A 20,341-nucleotide genomic window follows, 5' to 3' on the forward strand; every position below is an offset into this window, starting at 1 on the left:
TCCCGACTCGTACACCCGCTCATTGTAAACAACAACTATCACTCACTTATGAGAATGTGGTATGATTGTTCACTTCCAACTCAATTATTTCAACATGCAACTCACCATAACTATCTGACCAACGCAATTTGACATAACTGCCAGCGAAGTCATCCTTCGTCATGGCCCGCTCGAACTCCGTAGGCTCGCTTTGAGTGGAGCCCAAGTGATCCAATTCCGATAATAGTTGCACACTGCCGTTCGTAGCTACCATTCCACTCGTAAGAACTCCCTCTTCGCGTTCCCCATGCTTTTCGTAATATTCAATATAAAACGATGAGGAATCCTTAATATCCTTGGTGTCACCCAAGTAAGTCAATGATGCAGATCCTCTTCGTATCGAATTCGATGTTCGCATCACCTGATAATGACGAAGCTTCCAGTGCTCTGACTGCCCTCTTAACTCGAACACATCCAACGCAGGCTGCACAACTGTCCCATTTTCTTTCTTTTTCTCTGTCATAAGGCATCCTATCGTGATCAAGTTTGTAATAAGCAAGATAAGCGCTATCCCCCATGCTACTTTAGAATGACGCATCATGCTCAACCTCCTTGCTTCCGATTGTCATCTTCAATTACCACTTCTGAATATATCCCGCCTTGCGCAAATACTTCTCATTGAATGGATTCAACTCTGGAATCGGTTCATCAAGAGCGAAATACTTCACTTCCAAACCCTCATGATCATTCACGACAGGTGTTCCCGTTACATCCAAAGCTTCATACACAGCCATTACATTATAGACTTCATCACCGTGCGGGTATTGGAAGTACATATCCGATCCAGACAACAGTGTAACAAATTTCATTCCTCCTGCACGAAGTCCCGTTTCCTCATAAAGCTCGCGATGCGCCGCTTCCTCCATCGATTCCCCTAATTCCATTGCGCCGCCTATCGTTCCCCAATCCAGAGTATCCGCCCGCTTTTGAAGCAATAAGTGGCCTGCTTCATTAAATACGAGTACACAGGCACCTACTAAAAGCAATGGCTTCGTACCTACAACTTTCCGCAATTCCGATATATATCCCATGTCTTTCATATCTCCTTAATGAACGCTTTGTTGTTAGGCAGAATGCTGAATATGAATATTAATCCCAAAATTAGGCATAATCATTATCCTAAAAACAGGAACCGATGTACATACAAAAAAAAGCCATGCTTCCTTCGTTAAGATAAGCTGGCTATTCTGGTCTACTTTGCATTTATGTAGTAGATGAGATGATCTGTCCACGCGTCATTTTCATATATAAATCCTTTTCGAATACACTCAAACTTCATTCCAACCCCTTCTGCACATTTGATTGAAGGAGTATTATCAAGGTTAATATGCGCCTCAATGCGATGATAATTAAGTTTTTCAAACGCAAAAGTAATTGCTGCAGCTACAGCCTCATTTCCATAACCCCTTCTCCAATATTGATTATGAATCATATAACCTAATCTGGCCCATTGAAAATCATCCCGCAATAGCGTAGAAAAATCGATGGCCCCTACATGGGCGTTGTCTTCTTTTCGAAAGATGCCGAAAAAATATAGTTTATCTTCGACAGCCAATTTTTGATGATTGTCTATCTCGAGTTGAAACCATTCTTCGGTGTATCTGCTCATCTCAACGGTGCCTTCATCATATTTGTGCTGTGCAGGCAGCCTATTTTCATATCCAGCTAGCCATGCGAAGTAGTCTTCTCCCTCAAGCGGTCTAATCACAAGCCGTTCAGACTGTATACGGTTAGAGAACTTGTTCAACCAAACACCTCATCTTCAACTGAGATTTATTATGATAAAGATCGCTATTTCTTCACGGCATACAGATAATGAAGCATATCTCCGATCTGATATGGCTTGACGAATTCTTTTATAACAGCCATCCCTAGATCCCATAATCCAAAGCCATACTCTTGATAGTGCGCGTTCTGCCGATCCAACCATGCTTGTACATCAGCATCCTCAAACTTGCGATCATAGGCATACATGACCTCTTCATCCTGCAGAATCTCGCATAAATCTGGATAATCTGCCTGGTTCATCTGCCGCAATTGCAGCCGCTCTGTTTCTAGTATCATCTCTGCCTCCCCTTAATGCTTCATTAGGATACAATAACGAACCTACGCCCTTATTGCGATTTCGATCAGTTCCTGTTCAATACGACGAGCATCATCAAGATGGAACATATGAGCGGATTTATCCATCCAGATCAACCGTTTGCCAGCAGGAGCCTCCAACTTCGCGCAAAACGTTTCTACAAACTGCCCATGCACATGAACATCATGTCTGCCACGACAAGATACACCTGGCAACGGCAGACCAGGACCACCATGAAGCATAAGCAGGATAGGAAGACCTTCTCTTATCGATTGAACCAATATGTATTGTTCGATTCCACCGATCTGAACCTTCTCAATCTTATTGATGCCAGTATGAGGAATGTTGAACTCTCGTTTAGCTAACCATTTCATAGAGCTCCCCCTTGCAATCAGTGCGTTCCACGCAAACGGTACCAATAGCGATATGCCTCTTTGTACTGAAGCTTCTGATAGAGATGCAAGGCAGGCGCATTGTTCTGTACGATGAGAATATAGTTGCGAGATACCCCTAAGCCCAGTCGCGGTTTTATGAGAATCCAGGACTGGGCCAACTTTCATCAAATTCCTTATATGTACCTTACAAATAGACTTTGCGCTTGAATACAGCAATGATATCTCTGGACTGACCATGGGTGGTGCTCGTGTCGAAGCAGGACACTAACTCCCATCCTTCGTAGCCGGCTTCATTCAGCATTTGCTCGAAGCCATCTTCATCGACCTTGCCGCCCAGAAATCCTCCTGTCTTATATTTGATCGTACGATATTCCCACTTCGTATCCAACTTATCATCTCCCAAGATAGCCAAAATAACTGTTCTCGTAAATTATATCACGATACTTCAGACAGATGATGACGCTCCTGCTGAAACGCCATGTCTCTCCCGAAATTCTCGCGCTAGTATACTCATCATAATAGAGTCGTGGTATTCATGATTGTAGTAAAGTGCTTCTCTCTGAATCCCCTCTTGTACAAACCCAATCTTCTCGTAGGCTCGGACTGCCCTTGCATTGTATGAAAATACAACCAATTCAATTCGATTGAGGTTCAGCATACCGAAGCCGTAATCCAACATAAGAATCATTGCTTCCGAACCGTACCCTTGCCCGCAGTCCTCTTCAGCGAATATCGCGATACGAATATGACCGCTCCGATTCGATGGATCCATATCCATAATCGCAATTTCTCCAATCGGCCGCTCATCCTCCTGCAGCGCGATAACGAACTGTGCCCGTTCACGGTCAGATGCAATTGTATCCAAATAGTTTCGCAGTACTTCTCTGGAAAACAACTTTTTCGTACCCGTCAATCGGTTAGACTCCTGTTGGAGTAATGCCTCATAGTACCAATCTATGTCGTCACCAGTAAATGGACGTAAGTATATTCTTTTTCCTGCTATCCCTTTGCGTGAATTGCTCATTTTACGTCACCCTCTTCAGTATATTTGGAAAAGAAAAATAGTTATGTAGCCGTGTTCTTTGCTTTTCGAACTTCCAGTTCATTTTCGACCCTTTGCCGCAGCGCCTTTTCATTCAGCCCTTGCTGCACAAATTGAAACCGCGTGCCTATTCTCCGCTGTACACGGTCTATGACTTGCCCAGAATGATAGGCTGTATGTTCAACGAGATGATAGAGGTCATACATAGAATGATTCTTGGAATGAGATTGATCGATCGCCGCACCTAAAGCCTCAAAGGATTCGGTTACCCGGGCAATCAACTCCAGCTTGCTCATAGGCTCATTCGGAAAATGCGTTTCGATGCCCTGATCGAAGCGGCGATCAGGGTTCGAGAGCCGCATCGTATTGCGGTCGACGTGCGCGATGATATGCAGCACAATGCTGCCAATACAATTTTCACCCTCTGACTCCTGATCCCACAGCATTTCAGGTGAAATGCATTGAAGACATGACAACAGCTTTACTTGATAGTGGGAAACCAGTCGATGTTTGGATATCAACAGAAACTCATCTAACTGTCTATCATCCACCATATCTCCGCCCCCATTGCCAGCTTCAAAAGCCACTCAGACAATCATCCTGTAGATAAATAATACTAGGCCTACGGCCATGATGATAAACCCGCTTATCTTAGTAAGTATGATGTAGTCATCACTGGGCCCAGTTCCTCCATCTACGGTCCACCCATGCTTCATCTCCCATCCGAACTTAGGAAAGAAGAAGCTGACAGCTCCTGCAATAATAATAACAACGAGGAAAACAGTCATAAGCAGCACGTCCTCCGCTTCACTTATTTGCCTTCATTTCGACCTTACTCTTGGAAAGAAGCCTGATAGTGACTTGTATCTCCATGCTGAACAATTACAGCTTGTGGTTCACCAGCAATAATCTCTATCTGACTGAGACTAGTTGGCTGAATGTGTGGTGGCTCCCAGAGTTGATCTGGAAGTCTGTGCTCAAAGTAAGCCATCAGCGTCTTCACGACAACCGTATGTGTCACGATCAGAATCGACTTGCCTTCGTTGTCCGCAATCATGGACTGTAAATACGGCAGCACTCGATGACGAAGCTCTTCGAATGTCTCTCCGTTCACGCTCTTATATTCGGTCGGCTCATACCAAAATGCCTCGAACTGATCTGGATAGGCTCGCTGCAATTCATCTGCAAGCTGTCCTTCCCAGTCTCCCATATGAATTTCCTTCAACGCATCCGTACTAATAATCGGGATATCACGCTCCCCGCGAATGAGCCGTGCAGTCATATCCGTTCTGCCGCTGCTGCTGGCATAGATGCAATCAATCGCTGTATCCTTCATCGCTTCACCCAACCATTGTGCCTGCCTAACCCCAAGCGCCGTCAACGGGGAGTCCATATGCCCCTGCATGCGCCGCTCCACATTCCATTCGGTTTGGCCGTGGCGGACAATATATAATGTCGTCTTCTTGCTCATCACTATCACTCCTATTCGCGAGCCGTTACTCGTTCGAAATCATTTCTGCACATACAACACAACCCGATCTGAGATACGGATGATCCTGGATCGGGCTTATCACGAGTAAATGCTGTTCCATTATTATACATACGAATTTCGATATTAGAAGTTACAAAATCGAGTATTATCCGATAACCACGCTATGCCCTGCGATATGCATTCCAATCGAATTGCTGCAAGTCTTCTACTTGGAACGTTTCTCTAAGCAGTACGCCCAGCGAATAATGGCTTAATTCCTCTCGATAACGACGTTCCGCATTGGTGAAGGCTTGGGTCATTATTGTCTCACCGACCGCGACAGCACGCTGATCCGAAAAGATCTGATGAACCAAATCCGTCGTTTTTAAAAATGGCTTGGTGCCCTCTATCGCCTCAAACACATCGAGCAGCCGAATGTCGTCCGCATCCTTCGCGAGTTGAAAGCCACCGTTCTTCCCTGAGGTCGATGTAATCAATTTTTGTACGACCAGCATTCTCATAATCTTTTTCAAAAAAGACGGCGACACATCCAATCGATCGCTGATCGTATCGCTCGTGACTGCATCTCCATGATGCTGAGTAGCCAGCATCACCAAAATGCAAATCGCCTGCTCTACCCCACTCTTAATTTGCATCCTTATCTCCTTCTACTTGCTGTTCCCGCAATATAATTGCACTAGCATGTGCGTCCCTACTTCCATTATAGGTATTTTCGAATCCGACACAAATAAAAAAGAGCATGGATACCTGCTAAGTACCCATGCTTCGCATTCCTCTATCCGAAATTATCAATGTTAGAATATAAGTTCACCCAATTCGATCGGAGCCCGCGTCAGCAATTCATAACCATCCTTCGTTATGAGAACCGTATCAGAATGCCGGAAGCCTCCAACGCCTTCCACATAGATCCCCGGTTCAATCGAAATCACCATATTTTCTGTAAGCACCTCATCGCTGCCTTCCGCCACAAATGGCGCCTCATGATTGCTTAACCCAATTCCATGTCCCGTCCGATGCAGCAAATTGCCGATAAGTCCATATTGCGCCAAGTAATTCCGCGCCGCCAAATCAACTTCCTTCGCGTTTACGCCCGGCTTCAATACACTCAGCGCCGCTTTGCGGGCATTCATCATATGTTGGAACAACTCGGTTTCTTCTTTCGTCGGATTTCCTAAGAAGAAGGTGCGCTCGCATTCCGAGGCATACCCATTAATTCGGTAATAGGTCATCGCCACATTCGGGCCATCCCCAACCTTTTTGTATATATCCGGCACCCCATGCGGCATGGCACTTTCAGGAGCAGGCCACACGACGGCTAAAAGGTTCGTGTTAAGCGGATCCAATTGTTTTGTTTTAATCAACTCTACCTGCGGAATTTGTGCCAGGGCGGACATTTCCAGTACCATCGTTTCTCTCGACGCCTTCTTGAAAATGTCGAGCATCGTACGATCCGCTATATTTGCACAAAAGCGAATGCGCTCCATTTCGTAATCGCTCTTGATCTGCCGGTCGGCTGCGACGAAGTGACATAGCTCTACATGGCCCCCTTGAATGCGGATATAATGCTCAGCCAGAATGTTCGCCTCTACACCAATGTGCTGGAATTTATGTAATACACTGCTTAGCCGTTCAAACCAATTCTCACCGGCAGGTGATGGATAATCCCAATAAGACACAGTATCTGTGTCCAATATCCCTTTTTGGACATGTGCCTCTTCCAATTTAGGCACGACCAAGGTTGGCTTGCTATCAAGTGAAATGACGATAAAAAATGGCCGTTCTTCGGGACTGTACGTAATATTCGTGTAGTACCAAATATCCTCCTGTGACGATACGACATATGCATCATAGCCCTTCACTTCCATCTTTGCTTTCAATTTGGCAATACGCGTTTCCAACTCCTGCTTCAACATCCTGATACCACCCTTCCGCATGATGTAATAAAAATTTCGATTTATTCATCTACTTTTTTTATCTATTATAGATTATAATTATCCACAAATAGTTTTGCAACTGCTCTTTTCATTCAGTAGCGGTCTATAAAGAAAGGTGGCTCCCCATTCATGAATATCGGCTCGTTGGCGCGTGATAAGGATTACCTCTTGGAGACAGTGCTCTTTGCAGGAAAGTTGCTTCTGGAGAACGGAGCGGAAACAAGCCGGGTTGAGGATACGATGGAGCGGATGATTCGCCACGCCATCGGAGATTCCCGTCCAACTAGCGATTACACCTACGTAACCGTCAATGGCATTTTCGTGAAGCTGAATTCGGGCGGTTCTCAATTTCAGAGAATCGATAAGCGGCAGTATGACTTGAATAAAATATGCGGCATCAATCAGATATCTCGGGATTTTGCTGCTGGCCGCATTAGTCTTCAAGACATGCGGCATCGTCTATTCGCAATTGAAAGGGATGTGTGCAAGCTGAAGCTGTGGCACAAGTTCATATGCACAGCCTGCTTGAGTGGAAGCATCATTCTCCTATTTGGAGGATCATTCGTGGATGTGCCAGCAGCCATATTCGCAGGTCTCGTTGCCTATTTCATGCATTCATGGCTGACACGAGCATTGCATGCGCCCTTCCTGCCTGAATACGGTGCCGCCTTGCTTGGCGGTGTGGCAGGCTATATAGCTTTTACTTATAGAGGGGTGCATCTTGATCTCATCATGATGGGGGCGGTTGCTCCGCTCGTACCGGGCATCGCTATCACGAACGCGATTCGCGATATGATGGCCAGACATTATATTTCTGGCATGATCGTGGCAATCGAAGCGTTGTTTACCGCTAGCGCGCTCGGCGCCGGCATTGCAAGTGCATATTATCTATTCTTCGGTAAATAGACAAAGAAAGAAGGGGCTTGACGATGAGAGATATCGCCATTCACATGATATTCAGCTTCCTCGCTGCTGTATCGTTCGGGGTTCTATGCAATGTGCCGAAGCGTTCGGTTATTGCGGGAGGACTGATAGGCACGATCGGCTGGATCACTTATATCCAGCTCATTTCCCGAGGATTCGGTGTTTTTCTATCCAGCTTCACGTCTGCGTTTTTACTGGCTTTTGCTGCGTGGGCTGCAGCCAGCAAGTTCCGCTTGCCAGTTACGGTATATATCGTACCTGGAATAGTGCCGATCGTGCCCGGCATTACATTCTATGAGGCGCTTCGAGGACTAATTGCCGGCAGCGACTCCTTCTCAGGCTCCGGAATTGTGCAAGTTGTATTCGGAGCAGCGGGTATTGCTTGCGGTATCGCAATTGCAAATGTTCTATATCGTTCTATAGCTAGATTCATCTTGCGTCATTACCAACATCGATAGGTACAAAGAGGTGCTGCGTGCGTTCAGCGTCGATTTCTCTCCATCCACTGAACAGCATAATCAACAAGCTCTCGGACAGGCATTAGCAATGCGTCTGCATTTGCTATTTTCCCGCTGCGCACATAACCAGTACCACGGGCAAAGTCAGCCCCAGCTTCTCAAAGTCATCGGTATCGAAGTCCACATCTTGATAGGCTACCCATGATTTCACACCGTCTACAATCATAGGAGACTTCAACACCATCATCTGCTTGCTCGCGTATTCAGCACGATACTCAGCCAAATGGATAGACGTATTATTGCCATGCCCAACGCCCAGCAGCAAGACCCAACCGTTTAGCTCGTACAGTTTCGCTATCGGAGACTGTTCACCCAGACTGTAATCGAGACTGTGATTCGCAATGATCCGATCCTTGTTCGCTCCCCACGCAGCAAAGGAAACCTGAGGGTGATAGCTTCGCACAACCCCGCTCTGCTTACGGAAAAGCTCTGGAATGATCCCCATTTCCATGCACGGTGTAAATGCAACATCAAATGCCGGCATTTGCTCCCGAATCGGTTCCCACCACGATTCCGGAACAGGAGGGCATTGCCATGTCGATGGATCTGATAAATCCACTGTGTGCGTTGGCATGACCAGAGTTCCCTGCTCACTTAGCTGTTCTTCGAGCGCCAGTATGACAGCTGATGCGCCGCCCGCTACCCAGCTTCCTAATGATTTCATAGAGGAGTGCAGAATAAGGTTCATCCCCGGCTGCACGCCCAGAGCCTCAAAATCTTTCGTTAATGTGTCAACCGTAAATAGTTCCCCGCTCATGACTTCCATTTCAAATCCCACCTTATTTGAGTTACTCTCTATCTGCTCGTCCATGTTGTTCGTACGTAACCCATCTTCATTCCTACCCGCTCCATATTACGATGGCTTGGTGATAGAAATGCGCACTGGCTAACGGCCAACCGGCAGCCATGCTTTGCTGCTTCTGCGATTCTATGTTTCAACAGCCGGCTCTGCAATCCGAGCCTACGATATTCCGGGAAGGTCGCCGCAAATGTCAAGGAGGCAATACTGTTGTGCATATGCATGACCCCTGCAGCGGCAGGCTGCTGATCAACATAAGCGACATAGAACTTCCAGCCCGGACGACGATATAAAATTCGATTATTCATCGCGACATGCGGGATTCCGCTGTCCGGTAATCCAGTTCCCTTGCAATGAATCGTGGCATACATTTCGAAATCGTCTTCTTGCAGCTCAGCTACGCGAATGCGCTGATCATTCACCCACTTTTCTTCAAACGCCTTCGGCTCTATCCCGTAATACATAGATGTATGATGACCAGAGGGATACATGCCGCGCTCCGACAACCGCTTCAGAAATGGAGCGTCCACCATCCCGGGCACAATTTCGAACTGCGGCTTCCCTCCACGATCCGTGAAGAACTTCATCATATCTTCGATTCGGTCTATATCCGCTCCTCTGCATCCTTTTATCGTGTTGAAGGACGGCCAAGGCATTCCAGCACTAAAGTAGCACGCAACTTCCCCAATTCGCTCCAGTTCTACAGCCTCGGGATTGCCCGGTTTCTGCTGAATCGCAAGCATGCGATCCCACATGTAATTGATTTCGGATTGTTCGATCTCATTGATTAGCTCTTCGGATGCGATGCCGCTTTCCATTTCCAATCCACCTCTAACTCTAGTAGGTATCGTAATACTATTCACACAGTTTCGAGACTGTAGAGCAGGATCAATATTCCAGCTATTTTGCTCATAATAGATGGTGTAGATACAATATGTATCACTCGCGATGAATAAATATACAGCTCCTTGTCCTCTACAGAAGGGATATCCCCATTATTTTTCTAACTGAGGAGCAACCCGATGCTTCGTCGCCTGCTCATAACCATAGGCCAGTCTCAGCAAAGTCGGTTCCGCATAAGCCCTTCCGACAAAGGTAACTCCTTGCGGCCCTTTCGTCGTATAGCCCCCAGGTGCTATAATCCCAGACTCGGCATATCCCGCCGGGATGGTGATGGATGGATACCCGGCTCGAGCAGCCAGATCAGCGCCATGCTCATTGCCTAGGAAGAACAGTGCATCCAATTCATGCTTACTCAAGACTTCGTCGATGCCTTTGCGAGCCATCTCCTGATTGCGATTGAGGCTAGCATGGTATTCTGGCTCCGTTAGCGTTCCACTTGTCTCTTCTGCCCATAGGAGCACATTTTGACCGTATTTCAAGGCAATGTCAGCATGCGCTTCGTTGTACGCAATAACGTCTTTTAGAGAATGAACGGGCATCGTAATGTCCAATCTACCTAGATAGTCATTCAGCGCTTTTTTGAATTCATATCGAAGTACATTGGAATCCCATTTCACATGCTCACAAGACAGCTCTACCGGATCAATGATGGTTGCACCCTTGCTTCTCAGCACCTCGATGGCAGACTCCATAATCGCAAGCCTCGCTTCATCCAAGTCCTGATAATAAAATCTTGGAATCCCTATTCGCGCCTGCCCGATGAAGCTCTCATCTAAAAATGGTGTATAGTCGCGATATGATCGAGACTTACTCGTCTGCGTACATGCATCTGTCTCGTCGACCCCCGTTATCGCACCCAGCACTATGGCTGCATCTCTTACGGTTCGCCCCATCGGCCCAACCGTATCCTGACTCATCGTAATCGGAATAATTCCGCTGCGGCTGACGAGCCCTAATGTCGGCTTAATTCCCACGATACCATTTTGACTGGATGGAGAAATAATCGAACCTGACGTCTCCGTTCCAATTGCAGCAGCTGTTAAATTCGCCGCTACCGCAACAGCCGAACCCGAGCTCGACCCGCCAACAAATAATTCGCCTGGCCCATATGGATTAAGCGTTAGCCCACCTCGTGAACTGTAGCCCGCCCACATTGTGCTTGACATAAAATTTGCCCATTCGGTCATATTTGCCTTCCCAAGAATGATCGCGCCCGCCTCACGCAGACGTGCTGCTACGTAAGAATCTTCTGGTGCGGTCCATTCCGCCAGTGCGATCGAACCTGCACTTGTGTGCAGCTTGTCCTGTGTATCGATATTATCCTTCAATACAATGGGGATGCCATGAAGCATCCCACGACATACCCGTTCTTGCCGTTCCTTGTCAAGTTCACGTGCAATTGCAACCGCATCCGGATTTACTTCTAAAATGGAACGAAGCTCCGAATCAACCTTACGGATACGTTCCAAATAGACGTTAACCAGCTCTTCCGCGGTCAGTTCTCCCGCATTCATTGCCGCCTGCATACTTGATATATCTGCTTCGATAATCCATGTAGATAATGATTCCATGTTCGATTCAACAACCTTCTCTGTCGTGTAATTTTCTATATCTATCATTCTTGTTCTAACGATCTACTGTGTGAATAAATGATTCATTCTTCTATGCAGAGCCTGCACCAATAAACTGAATGACTCCGATTCCGAATGTAACAAGGAAAATAACGATGACTGCAATGATTACATACTTGAACCCTCGAATAAACCTCTGATTTCTCTCAAGCTGCTTCTCTACCTCCGTTAGGCGCTGTTCAAGGTCTTGCAGATTTACTTCCTTTGACATGTCTTCGTTCCTCCTAATGAAGATAATCTATTGGAATAAACCGGATAGGCAGCTGGTAAAGATCATGGATGCTCGTTCAACGACTTAACTTATTACTCATTCGCTTCGCTTGATGAAGCCGGCTTGGAATGGCTTAGAAGCCATTGATATAGCTCTGGATTTTGATAGGTCTCCGTCCATGCATCATGATTGGCATTCGGATAGATGGTTAGCTTGGCATTGCCGCCTGCTGCGTTCGCCGCATCCACCATTTCGTTCGATTTTTTAACAGGTATTACATCGTCTTTCTTCCCATGGAATGCCCAGATGGCTGTATGTTTGAGCTGTGCCGCCTTTTGTGGGTTCCCCCCGCCACAGATCGGCGCAATCGCTGCAAACTTATTTGGGTAATCCGCAGCCAAGTTCCATGTTCCATAGCCTCCCATACTTAGACCAGTTGCATAGATCTTGCTTTCATCAATACGATAGGTTTCGCATACGTCATCCAGCAAAGCGATAATCGCATCGCGTTCGATTTCCCATAATGATTCTTCCGGGCATTGTGGAGAGACGATAACAAAAGGGAGTTTCTCTCCCTTCTCAGCCAACTTCGGCGGACCATGCCGTTTCACTAATTCGATGTCGTTTCCTCTTTCTCCAGCCCCGTGCAAAAAGAGCAGCAATGGCCATTTCACCGTAGGATCCTCTCCATACTGGTCAGGCACAGATAATAGATAATTGATATGTACCTGCTTCGTAATCTCACGTTGCAATTGATATGATAATTGCGTCATTCATCAATCAGCCTCCTGGTTTACATAATAGAAAGTACGTTCCCTACTACAGCTTATATTGATATCCCTTGTAGCTCATTTCTCTCTGGAACCCTATTCGCTCTGCAATTGCACTCGACGGCTTATTCGATGCTGTACAGTCCCAGCACATCGATTGTCCTTGGGAAAACAAATGCTCCGCATACGCACGAACTGCAATCTGCGCAAGCTTGCGTCCACGATATTGTTCTATCGTGTCAATTCCTAGCGCATGAATATGACGGTATCGGAAGCCGGTCATGCACAAGCTTGCGACGGTCTCATTGTGCATCACACAAAAACCACCGCCTTCTTGTAGAAACTGCTCCGTAGATTCCCAGAAGTCCTGAACCCTCGATTCGAGAAAAGAATGATTCCAAATACTTTTATTTTGCAGCAGTTCGTCGGTAACTTGAACCACCCTATAATCACCGTCAGGCAATTGGATTGCATCTTGCTTGTAATCCGGCAACATTAGCGAGTATACATATGATGTCCATGAGGACAACTCTCGATCGGCAAATATGTGCTCAATCGCTGGCTTCCAACTTGGATGAGTGCCGATGCATTCTGCCCACTCCAACCCTAATTCCAAGGCTTCTTCACGTAACACTTCATCCATATAGACTCTTATGTCCCTATTGAAGGACTCATTACTAGCGTCACCAACAAATAAAAAACCGTCTAAATTGCCCTGCCACACCATAGCGGATCGCGGCGATTCCGGGTGATCGACAAATATTCTGCCGGGGTTGTTGCCTGCAACGATTGCCTTCGGCTCCAGCATCGTGGTGCAATTCACAAGATCCGTACATGTATAAAATTGATCGCGCTCAAGCTCAACTATCATATGTATCTCGCTCTTTTCGTTTTAGTTGATAGGTGTGTTAACGAATTCTTTTCTCTAAGCAATAAAACGGAACATCCGAATGTGGGAAAATAACCTTGCCTCTTATTTCATAGTGTAAATGTTGATAGAATGATAAAGCCCTTTCATTTTTGGAATAGCAATCTAATCGAATGCTAGATAGAGAATGGTTGCCTGCATACCACTCTGCAAAGCCCATTAATTTCGTTGCTATCCCTAGTCCCTGCAATTCCGGATCAACCCCAAGGCGATAAACAACAAGACACTCCGCATCCTGACCAGACTGCCATTGAATCGTCTCATACTCGGTAGGCTGACTGCTGTGCAAGGTAATGACTCCACAAATCAAATCATCCTTAAAATAGGCATACATTGACCCACTGGCTATACTTTGTTCTACCACTTCCACGTTGGGATAATGTTCATCCCATTGATCGATTCCTTGAGCAATCATATGTGCTGTGCACTGTGAGAAGAGCTTCATGATGTGTGGTAACTCCAACTTTTCAGCTAAACGAATGGTCACTACATATCCTACTCCCTATTGGTTTTATACGATATTTTACAAAGGAATAACCTTTTCTTCCCTACGCAACAATTCCTGTTTTTTGATTTTTCCTTTCTATTACACTCCCGCTCATTCTGCACAAATTCTTCCTTCGTTAAGCCAAATAGAATCACATCCATTTACCGTCCATCGATATACCTTCAATATACCGCTTAAAGTGGAAGATTGCTTGTGAAAGAACAATATAAATAAAACTTTACCCAACCTTAATCCAGATTCACATTTTCCCTACGCGCCATGTTGATGATGCCTTGTATGAAATCAGCCTTCCCCGCTGTGTATTGAACGCGATCATGCGGAAATTGTGCAGCTAAAGCATGCTTAAGCTGCATATACTGCTCCCTTGCATCCCGGTGCATCCGTAAATAATTGCGGAATCGAATATTGTCCTTCCAATTCTCCCCATTATACAGATAGACATGCAGATGTTCTGTGCCCGCTCTCCACTGTCCCCTGCGAAAAAACAATCGTTCAGGGAAATCTGGCTTATTCACATATTCATAACCAATCTCCAGCATTCGTTCGATGTGCTTCGCCTTCATATCTTCTAATTCCCGTACACCAAGCATCATATCAATGACTGGCTTGGCACTGAGCCCTGGCACCGACGTGCTGCCGATATGCTCAACCGCCAAACCTATGTCCGCGACGGCTTCCATAATCTTGTCTCGTTCTTCTTCATACCTTCTTATCCATTCAGGGTTATATGAATCAATAATGACCTGTTCCATATTCGCACCTCATCCTGTCAAAACTTCAAAAGCATTTTTTCGAACCAGCTCCCTGAAAGATCACACTCTACAGGGCAGATATTAGTGACAACCGCGTCAGATCAGTATCCTGTTAATGATTGCCCCTCCATAATTATAAATCCATATCCCACTTCATTCCAAATTGATCTACTAATATTGTCAAATATAATTTGATTCGTATGTAACAGTGTATTCATTACATAAATTAAGTGTAGGCTTGTGGAGCTCTACAAATGAAATCGTTGAACTTTCGCTCTATTCCAAATGGCCTTCTGGTCAACTTAATAGAGTATTTTCGACTACCGTGAATATTGGCCCCACTTCCCCAAGTCCTGTCGAGTTTTCAATTGGATACCTTAGTGCAGGAACTTATGTCCTTAAAGGGGAATTTCAAGGTTCTTACGGTAGTCTTGGGATGGTTAGTTTGAATCAAGTCTATTAAAATAAAAGGGCCAAGCGTATGATTTCGTTCGTTTGGTCTTTTTATCTATCGCCCGCCCAAAACTAGTCGTAACAACGTACTATAAACATCTCATTGATGTACTCATAGATGAGACAGCGCCCCTTTTCCGGCATTCAACCGAAAGAAGGGGCGCCTTGTTTATAAAGGGCTGCTCAGATGGCAGAACCCTAGTTCACGGACTCTAGCGATTTCAATACGACCAGTGCAATATCGCTGATATCAATGATTCCATCTCCGTTCAAGTCCATCATTCGGTTGCTGTCGTCAGGCTTCTTGCCCAATTGCTTGGCAATGAGCGCGATATCCTGAGCGTCTACTCTATGGTCTTTGTTGAAATCTTCTACATCGTAAGCGAATCGGATGCCAAGCTTCTCATCTTCCGAGAGCATATAAGACAGTTTGGTCACATCTCCATTTTTGTCGGTAAAGAACGACTGTTTGGTAAGCACCACTTCCGCCGGATCGCCAAATTGCTTCGCCTTTATGGTTATATGCGCAATATCCACGTTGCCGCCTAGTGCTCGATCTCCTAACTGAGTAGCAATGATGTTGACTTTGCCCTTCGCGCCGTCTTGGTCCCAACCCAGATAAGCGGTAGATGTGGAACCGAACCCGTCTGCCATCCGAACATCCACCACTTCGAACAGGGCGGGGTCAAATGCCAATGCTGCCTGCACCGCATACAGGTCGGTAACGTCCTTGGCCTGCAAGATCACATCAAACGTATCTCCGACGGACACTTCGCCCACAGCCTTCAATTGCAGTCCGCCCGGAGACTGTCCTTCAAAGGTCACTTGGTCATAATATCCGACCATCATGTTCCACGCCGAAGAATATAGGGATATTCGTGCGAATACCGCTTGTTCTGGAGCAGTGCCGGTCGCTGAAATGTCGATCCATTCTTTTTGCGGCATGCCTTTAATTACCGTGCCTGCTACCGTACTGATCCGGGCACCGGATTTATCATAGAAATATAAAACGATGCCGGAGTCATCCGTTCTCAAGCCTTCAATCAGTCCCTGCTCGATATAGAGTTTCGCCGAAGCCGTATATTCGCCGCCGCGGACGACTGGAATCGGATCGCTAAGATAGCTGCCGATTCCTTTATTGCTTTGTGACTTGTCAATAATCTTCAAGCTTTGCTCTTGTTCTCCACAAAAGCTCTGTTCCTGCGAAAGGCTATACTCAACTTCCGTTCCTGCTTCCACGCTCCAGCCTGGGATGGTTCCATCCGCATTTAGCGGTTCCCCGAAACAGCCGTTTCTCACAACCGTCTTTACGCTGTCAGATTCGGAAATCGGGATCATCATTAATTTCGTTTTATCCGTGTAATAGATTTGTTCATGTCCGTCCGCGTCCTTAGCAAGTGTCATGAAGCTCATCTCAAAGTTGCTTGGAGTTAACGAGCGATACTCCATCGTGGCCGGATCCACAACCGTCATCCGGTTCGCCAGGCTGATATACAGAAGACCATCCTCACCCCAGCGGGAATAATACGGACGCCACATTCCGTAATCCTTCACATCGGGATATATGTTTTTTTGCTTGACGACCGAAAGATCGTCCGGATTCAATGCAAAAAGTATGCCGTCAACGCCGCCCCACAGCAAACCGTCCGGACCAATAGTAAGGCCGCTGATCATCCGATGATTGCCAAGCCCGGTCAACGATGTAAGCTGTGTATGCATCGTCATTTCCTTTTTCGCGATATCCCAAACAAACACTTCCGGGTTATTCGCAGGCATCGTTGTGTTTAATCCTCCAGATTTGGTGGTTGAACCATAAATTTTACCGTTCTTATAGGCAAGACCTACAATGCTGTGATCCTGGATGATATTGCGATACACCTGCTTTTCCCCGCTTGCCAAATCGTAAATCGTTAATGCTCCGCCCAATTGCCCATAGTCCGGAATCGTACCGATCAGCAACTTTCCGTCCGCATACTCCATCTTATAGGGTCTATCTTGACCTGATCCAACCTGGAACAGCTGCTTGGGCTCGCTCATTTTGCCATTGGAAATATCAGTCTCATAAATGTATCCGCCAGGATATATCCCGTAATATACCTTATTACCGGCAGATACAATCCCTTCCGCTTGTCCGATCAAGAAGTTGGATGATTCACGGGTTACCGGATCAAACGCACCACCGACCCCGCCGGGATAAGCCGTCATATACAAGCGTCCATCCGTTCCCCGCTCCATATTATGAATCGGAATCGGTCCGCCTTTGGCGGCAACGCCGGGCAAATCTTTGCGCAGTCCTTTCTTCACGTCCAGCGCCGATAATTTGCCGTTGGCCTGGATCGTCACGATCGTGCGATCAGGGGTTAGCTCAGGATCCCCCATATCGATCCATGCCGCCCCACGTAAGGAAGTAGCAAAGCTAATTCCGGTATTTCTCGTCGCAAGCGTCGACAAATCAACCTCCAAGATGCCTCCGTGGGCTGGCACATAAGCCTTGCCGTCCGCGACAGGGATCTGGTTATAGCTCATCACTCCCTTACCGTTAACTGGATCAACACCTATATATTTATCTTCCCACTTCTGTTCCTGCAGATTGTAGTAGACCATCATCAAACCTGCTTCTCCACTTGCTTTGATGAACAGATATTTATCCACTACGGCCATATCATAGGCAAATTCCAGTTTTTCATGTTCTACGCCAAGAATTTTAGGCACTTCGTCAGAGATCACTTCCGAAGCCCCTGTCTCCACGTTTACCTTCACGACTTCGAATGGAAGCGCCATGCCGGCATAAATGTAACCATCAACGTAAGCCATGGAGCGTATATAGTTGTGGTTAGCGAGCAAGCTCCCGTAATCCTTTAATTCTTTGGTCTTCGGATTATATCGGAACAGCTTGCCATGATCATAGGTACCGATATAGACATTTCCTTCTGGATCGGTCGTCATGGACCATACTGATTTCTCACCCCCGATAACCTTCAGCTTCTGAACGGACTTGGTAGCCGGCGAGTAGCTCCACAGCTCTCCCGTACCTGATGCGGTATTGGTGCCAATATAAACGGTACCGTCGGGAGCAATGACATGTCTCCACGATTGGGCGACTCCTTCAAGCTCAAAAGTACGGATTAGCGCATTATTTTTGACATCTATCACGTTAAATACGGCAGGAGTGGTCGATGCTGTTGTGTACAGCACATCCCTTTCATTTTCTTTTCCCATCACGCCGTCGTTGATCGATACGGTACGGATCGGATAACCGAGATTTATGGGCGTTCCAAACTTTAATTTCGACAATTTACTCTCCTTCTCCGAGGCTGCCTGCGCCCCCATCGGCAATAGCGTACTCAGCCCCAGTGCCAAGATAAGCGCCATAGTAATTGAACGGTTTCTCATACCGCGTGGTATCATAGAGCATGTCCTCCATCATCCAAATTCAGCAACTTCGACAGGATCGCGTTGGTCAGCGCCTCGACATCCGCATGATCAATTCTGCCGTCATTGTTGATATCATATTTCCAGTTGTCCCCCGCCGCCATTTGACCCACCATTTTGGCTACAGCCATCACATCAAACAGATCGATTTTTCCGTCGCCATTCACATCCAGAGATGCTCTGCGGATCTGGGTGCTAGCCCGTTCATCGGATGTACCGATATAAATCTTGTTGTTCTGGATACCTTCTGAATCCTGTATGCCGGAGCCCGAAAGCAGCGTAACATCAACACGATCTGGCTCACCCAAAACTTTAAAGGTGACATTTATGAGCTGTTTATCATCGCTGACGGTAGAACCCGCTATTTTGGCTACCTCGAACTTCAGAACCCCCGCTTCATGACTCCAATCCAGCTTTGCTTCCCCACCTGTATGAAAATCACTTGCGACGGCTGCATACACAACCTCCAGCACTGTCGGATCATAACGCAAGCTGCCAAATGCCTTCTGCACGTCCTGACCTCGGCTCAGCATAATTTTGGCTTCAAGCTGCTGGCTGCCTGAAATGCCTGTCGGCATTTGCAGATGCAAGGTGCCTGGCGCTTTCTCTTCTTGCGGTGAGGTTAAAGTGAAGTCATCATAAAAAGCACCTGACTCCGCAGTAAAGTAGTTAGAAATAGAAGCTGCTAATCTCGCATTTACGGCGTTGGAAGGAGCAATACCCGTTACCGTAACCCGCGTCCACGACCCGACGGTTCTTAAATGAACGATGTTCTCGCCATCCTTATCCGTATTGACCTGTTTCCCGGCTGCATCATAGAAACGAAGCACCAGGCTCGCTCCGGCCGCATTTCCTGCATTCGGGGCAATATACATCATGGCCGACCCGTTATACGTATAGCCCGGCGTTACAGGGCGCGGATCGCTCTGCACATAAATCGGCAGTGTATTCGATTTATCTACCAGCTTCAGGCTGGAAGTGCCGTAATACCGCATATCCTGCGATATTTCATAGGAAGTTCCCTCATTCGGAGCAAAAAACATACTCCAGCCCGGGATGGTTCCATCCGCATTCAACGTCTCTTCAAACCCGTTATTGAAGAGTGGTTTCACTTCATGAATTTCTTGAGAAGCCAGTTCGCCCGCCCCTACAGGCTCAAGCAGCGGACCCTTTTCTTCTCCTTCCGGGATCAAGGAGTCATCCACCGGATCTTCCTGCGGTTGTTCAACCATACCGTCCGCCGAATCACCATCTTTGCCATCGGACGGCACATCAACTGAACCATCGCCAAGCTCACCGTTATCCATACCAGATCCATCAGTCGGCCCACCATCAGCGGGTTCGCCAATCGGCTGATCGGCTGGATCACCGCCCTGTCCGGCAAATATCGCATCTTTACTTGCCCCAGAAGCCTCGGCGGTTCCGGGAACAAGCATTAACGGCTGCAAGGCGATTAGAAAAGCCAACGCGGCAATTCTCCCCATTCTCCAAGCTTTTTTCAATCCGGAGTTCAACATAACCGACTCC

At 46.7% G+C, this 20,341-nt stretch carries 23 protein-coding genes and 1 pseudogene; 2 read left to right on the top strand and 22 right to left on the bottom strand.

What is annotated here, in order from left to right; all coding sequences use genetic code 11:
- Positions 1-46 precede the first annotated feature (46 nt).
- The 12 genes from RQP50_RS22965 to RQP50_RS23015 all read right to left on the bottom strand — a co-directional run bounded on the left by RQP50_RS22965 (position 47) and on the right by RQP50_RS23015 (position 6,964).
- Positions 47-580, bottom strand: coding sequence for a hypothetical protein (locus RQP50_RS22965; RefSeq protein WP_315746857.1), 534 nt, complete (start codon positions 578-580; stop codon positions 47-49).
- Between the two features lie 34 nt (positions 581-614).
- The gene (locus RQP50_RS22970; RefSeq protein WP_072729852.1) at positions 615-1,070 is read right to left on the bottom strand and encodes an NUDIX hydrolase; all 456 of its coding nucleotides are present in this window, start codon (positions 1,068-1,070) and stop codon (positions 615-617) included.
- A 161-nt stretch (positions 1,071-1,231) separates the two neighbouring features.
- Positions 1,232-1,786 (bottom strand): GNAT family N-acetyltransferase, encoded by a 555-nt coding sequence (locus tag RQP50_RS22975; protein ID WP_072729851.1) that lies wholly within the window; start codon positions 1,784-1,786, stop codon positions 1,232-1,234.
- A 44-nt stretch (positions 1,787-1,830) separates the two neighbouring features.
- Entirely contained in the window at positions 1,831-2,103 is a 273-nt protein-coding gene (locus RQP50_RS22980) for a GNAT family N-acetyltransferase (RefSeq protein ID WP_315746858.1), read from the bottom strand.
- Positions 2,104-2,145: 42 nt separating this feature from the next.
- Positions 2,146-2,496 carry a hypothetical protein gene (locus RQP50_RS22985; protein WP_028531551.1) on the bottom strand — a complete coding sequence of 117 codons (351 nt, stop codon included), beginning with the start codon at positions 2,494-2,496 and terminating at the stop codon, positions 2,146-2,148.
- Between the two features lie 205 nt (positions 2,497-2,701).
- The gene (locus RQP50_RS22990) at positions 2,702-2,905 is read right to left on the bottom strand and encodes a DUF4177 domain-containing protein (RefSeq protein ID WP_028531552.1); all 204 of its coding nucleotides are present in this window, start codon (positions 2,903-2,905) and stop codon (positions 2,702-2,704) included.
- Positions 2,906-2,962: 57 nt separating this feature from the next.
- On the bottom strand, positions 2,963-3,541 hold the full coding sequence (locus tag RQP50_RS22995) for a GNAT family N-acetyltransferase (RefSeq protein ID WP_315746859.1): 579 nt from the start codon (positions 3,539-3,541) through the stop codon (positions 2,963-2,965).
- 41 nt (positions 3,542-3,582) lie between these two features.
- On the bottom strand, positions 3,583-4,146 hold the full coding sequence (locus tag RQP50_RS23000; protein ID WP_315746860.1) for a DinB family protein: 564 nt from the start codon (positions 4,144-4,146) through the stop codon (positions 3,583-3,585).
- A complete protein-coding gene (locus RQP50_RS29405) occupies positions 4,147-4,347 on the bottom strand; it encodes a DUF6199 family natural product biosynthesis protein (protein ID WP_394358426.1) in 201 nt (66 codons plus the stop codon).
- Positions 4,348-4,391: 44 nt separating this feature from the next.
- Entirely contained in the window at positions 4,392-5,030 is a 639-nt protein-coding gene (locus RQP50_RS23005; RefSeq protein WP_072729847.1) for a histidine phosphatase family protein, read from the bottom strand.
- 182 nt (positions 5,031-5,212) lie between these two features.
- Positions 5,213-5,686: an Rrf2 family transcriptional regulator gene (locus RQP50_RS23010; protein ID WP_072729846.1), complete on the bottom strand. Its 474-nt coding sequence runs from the start codon at positions 5,684-5,686 to the stop codon at positions 5,213-5,215.
- A 159-nt stretch (positions 5,687-5,845) separates the two neighbouring features.
- A complete protein-coding gene (locus RQP50_RS23015; protein ID WP_175560734.1) occupies positions 5,846-6,964 on the bottom strand; it encodes a M24 family metallopeptidase in 1,119 nt (372 codons plus the stop codon).
- Between the two features lie 150 nt (positions 6,965-7,114).
- Between RQP50_RS23015 and RQP50_RS23020 the strand changes: the two genes are divergently transcribed.
- Both RQP50_RS23020 and RQP50_RS23025 read left to right on the top strand, forming a co-directional pair.
- Complete coding sequence (locus tag RQP50_RS23020) at positions 7,115-7,891, top strand: threonine/serine exporter family protein (protein ID WP_072729845.1); 777 nt, start codon at positions 7,115-7,117, stop codon at positions 7,889-7,891.
- 23 nt (positions 7,892-7,914) lie between these two features.
- The gene (locus RQP50_RS23025; RefSeq protein WP_072729844.1) at positions 7,915-8,367 is read left to right on the top strand and encodes a threonine/serine exporter family protein; all 453 of its coding nucleotides are present in this window, start codon (positions 7,915-7,917) and stop codon (positions 8,365-8,367) included.
- Positions 8,368-8,390: 23 nt separating this feature from the next.
- On the opposite strand, the pseudogene RQP50_RS23035 reads toward RQP50_RS23025, so the two are convergent.
- From RQP50_RS23035 to RQP50_RS23080, 10 genes and pseudogenes are all read right to left on the bottom strand, one after another.
- Positions 8,391-9,238: pseudogene (locus RQP50_RS23035) on the bottom strand (aminoglycoside N(3)-acetyltransferase).
- Positions 9,223-10,044 (bottom strand): GNAT family N-acetyltransferase, encoded by an 822-nt coding sequence (locus RQP50_RS23040; protein WP_315746863.1) that lies wholly within the window; start codon positions 10,042-10,044, stop codon positions 9,223-9,225. Before RQP50_RS23040 ends, RQP50_RS23035 begins: the two are co-directional and overlap by 16 nt.
- A 177-nt stretch (positions 10,045-10,221) precedes the next feature.
- On the bottom strand, positions 10,222-11,700 hold the full coding sequence (locus RQP50_RS23045; RefSeq protein WP_315746864.1) for an amidase family protein: 1,479 nt from the start codon (positions 11,698-11,700) through the stop codon (positions 10,222-10,224).
- A 91-nt stretch (positions 11,701-11,791) separates the two neighbouring features.
- The gene (locus RQP50_RS23050; protein WP_065290549.1) at positions 11,792-11,971 is read right to left on the bottom strand and encodes a hypothetical protein; all 180 of its coding nucleotides are present in this window, start codon (positions 11,969-11,971) and stop codon (positions 11,792-11,794) included.
- A gap of 92 nt (positions 11,972-12,063) precedes the next feature.
- Positions 12,064-12,744, bottom strand: a complete 681-nt coding sequence (locus RQP50_RS23055) for a carboxylesterase family protein (RefSeq protein WP_315746865.1) — start codon at positions 12,742-12,744, stop codon at positions 12,064-12,066.
- 46 nt (positions 12,745-12,790) lie between these two features.
- Positions 12,791-13,612 (bottom strand): GNAT family N-acetyltransferase, encoded by an 822-nt coding sequence (locus RQP50_RS23060; protein WP_072729840.1) that lies wholly within the window; start codon positions 13,610-13,612, stop codon positions 12,791-12,793.
- A 37-nt stretch (positions 13,613-13,649) separates the two neighbouring features.
- Positions 13,650-14,156, bottom strand: a complete 507-nt coding sequence (locus RQP50_RS23065; protein WP_139295362.1) for a GNAT family N-acetyltransferase — start codon at positions 14,154-14,156, stop codon at positions 13,650-13,652.
- 248 nt (positions 14,157-14,404) lie between these two features.
- Positions 14,405-14,929: a GrpB family protein gene (locus tag RQP50_RS23070; protein WP_315746866.1), complete on the bottom strand. Its 525-nt coding sequence runs from the start codon at positions 14,927-14,929 to the stop codon at positions 14,405-14,407.
- 651 nt (positions 14,930-15,580) lie between these two features.
- A complete protein-coding gene (locus RQP50_RS23075; protein ID WP_072731277.1) occupies positions 15,581-18,790 on the bottom strand; it encodes a cohesin domain-containing protein in 3,210 nt (1,069 codons plus the stop codon).
- Positions 18,787-20,331 (bottom strand): dockerin type I domain-containing protein, encoded by a 1,545-nt coding sequence (locus RQP50_RS23080; protein ID WP_315746867.1) that lies wholly within the window; start codon positions 20,329-20,331, stop codon positions 18,787-18,789. The genes RQP50_RS23075 and RQP50_RS23080 overlap by 4 nt, the downstream gene beginning before the upstream one ends.
- Positions 20,332-20,341 lie beyond the last annotated feature (10 nt).

This window comes from Paenibacillus suaedae (assembly GCF_032337355.1).
In the GTDB taxonomy this organism is placed as follows: domain Bacteria; phylum Bacillota; class Bacilli; order Paenibacillales; family Paenibacillaceae; genus Paenibacillus_B; species Paenibacillus_B suaedae.